The organism is Planktosalinus sp., assembly GCF_059864935.1.
Window position 1 is genome coordinate 1 of record NZ_JCBCCK010000195.1, and the last position, 1,560, is coordinate 1,560.

Below are 1,560 nucleotides of genomic sequence, written 5' to 3' on the forward strand. Positions count from 1 at the left end.
TAAGGATTGAAGACACCGACCAAAACCGCTATGTGGAAGGTGCTGAGCAATATATCATTGATGCTTTAAACTGGTGTGGAATACCTTATGATGAGGGTATTGGAAAAGAAAAAGGCTATGGCCCCTATCGCCAAAGCGAAAGAAAACATTTATACAAACAATTTGTAGACACGCTTGTGGCTTCAGGCCATGCTTATTATGCTTTTGATACCAACGAAAGTCTTGAAAATCACCGAAAAGACCATGAAACTAAAGGTAAAACTTTCATCTATAACCACCACAACAGGGAAAAGCTGGACAATTCACTTACTTTGAGCGAAGATGTTTTAAGTGCCCGTCTTCAAAGCGGTGAGCCTTATGTCATTAGATTTAAAACCCCTGTAAATAAAACTTTAATTCTTAATGATCTTGTCAGGGGACAAATGGAAATCGACACCAATGTGCTTGATGACAAAGTACTTTTTAAAAGTGACGGCATGCCCACTTATCACCTAGCCAATGTGGTTGACGATCATTTAATGGACATATCTCACGTGATTCGTGGCGAAGAGTGGTTGCCCTCGTTAGCACTGCACCAGTTGCTTTATGATGCTTTTGAATGGAAAGCGCCGCAGTTTGCACATTTACCACTTATTATGAAGCCTGTTGGTAAAGGAAAGCTGAGTAAGCGTGACGGCGACAAAATGGGATTTCCGGTTTTTCCGCTGGAATGGAAAAGCTCAGCGGGTGAATCTTTTTCAGGCTACAGAGAAGAAGGCTACCTTCCTGAAGCTGTGGTGAATATGCTGGCATTATTGGGCTGGAATCCCGGAACTGAACAGGAAATTTTTAGTCTTGATGAACTGATTCAGTTATTTGATTTAGGACGTGTTCATAAAGGTGGGGCAAAATTTGACCCTGAAAAAACCAAATGGTTTCAGCACCACTATTTTCAAGCATTGGATATTGAGAAATTAACGAATTTGTTTATTGAAAGATATAGTGAGGATATAAATCTTGATTATTTGTCTGTAAGAATTCCAGATAAAGAAACTTATTATTCTTTTGAAGGGTTTGAGAGAGAAAAAGTAAAAAAAGTTTTAAGACTAATAAAAGAGCGAGCCACTTTTGTTTCAGATTTATGGGAACAAGGCAGTTTCTTTTTCATTGCCCCAAATAATTTTGACATAGCCAGTTATAAGAAAATATATACCGGTGAGGCCGAGGTATTAATGGATAGATTTAAAAGGTTTTTGTTTACTGTCGAAGACTTTTCCGCAGAAAACCTTTCAGAAAAAATAAAGAATTGGATTACTTCAGAAAATATTGGTTTTGGAAAAATTATGATGCCATTACGTTTGGCATTAGTTGGCGAAATGAAAGGTCCGGATGTGTTTGCAATAATGGAGATTATAGGGAAGGTTGAAACTATAAAACGGATTGAAAACGCCATCAAAACATTGGGTTAAAAATAGGCTGTAGCACCCACGGTTAATAGGCTGCTGTGTCCTTTAAAATTATTTTTCTCAAGGTTTTGGCTGTTTAGCTTATTCAACATGTTTGTTACTCCATATTGATACT

General features: G+C 37.7%; 1 protein-coding gene. It reads left to right on the top strand.

Going from position 1 to position 1,560, the window contains the following annotated elements; all coding sequences use genetic code 11:
* A partial coding sequence (gene gltX, locus AC6F75_RS07085) for a glutamate--tRNA ligase (RefSeq protein ID WP_500714266.1) occupies positions 1 to 1,448 on the top strand: 1,448 nt, incomplete at its 5' end.
* Positions 1,449 to 1,560: the final 112 nt, after the last annotated feature.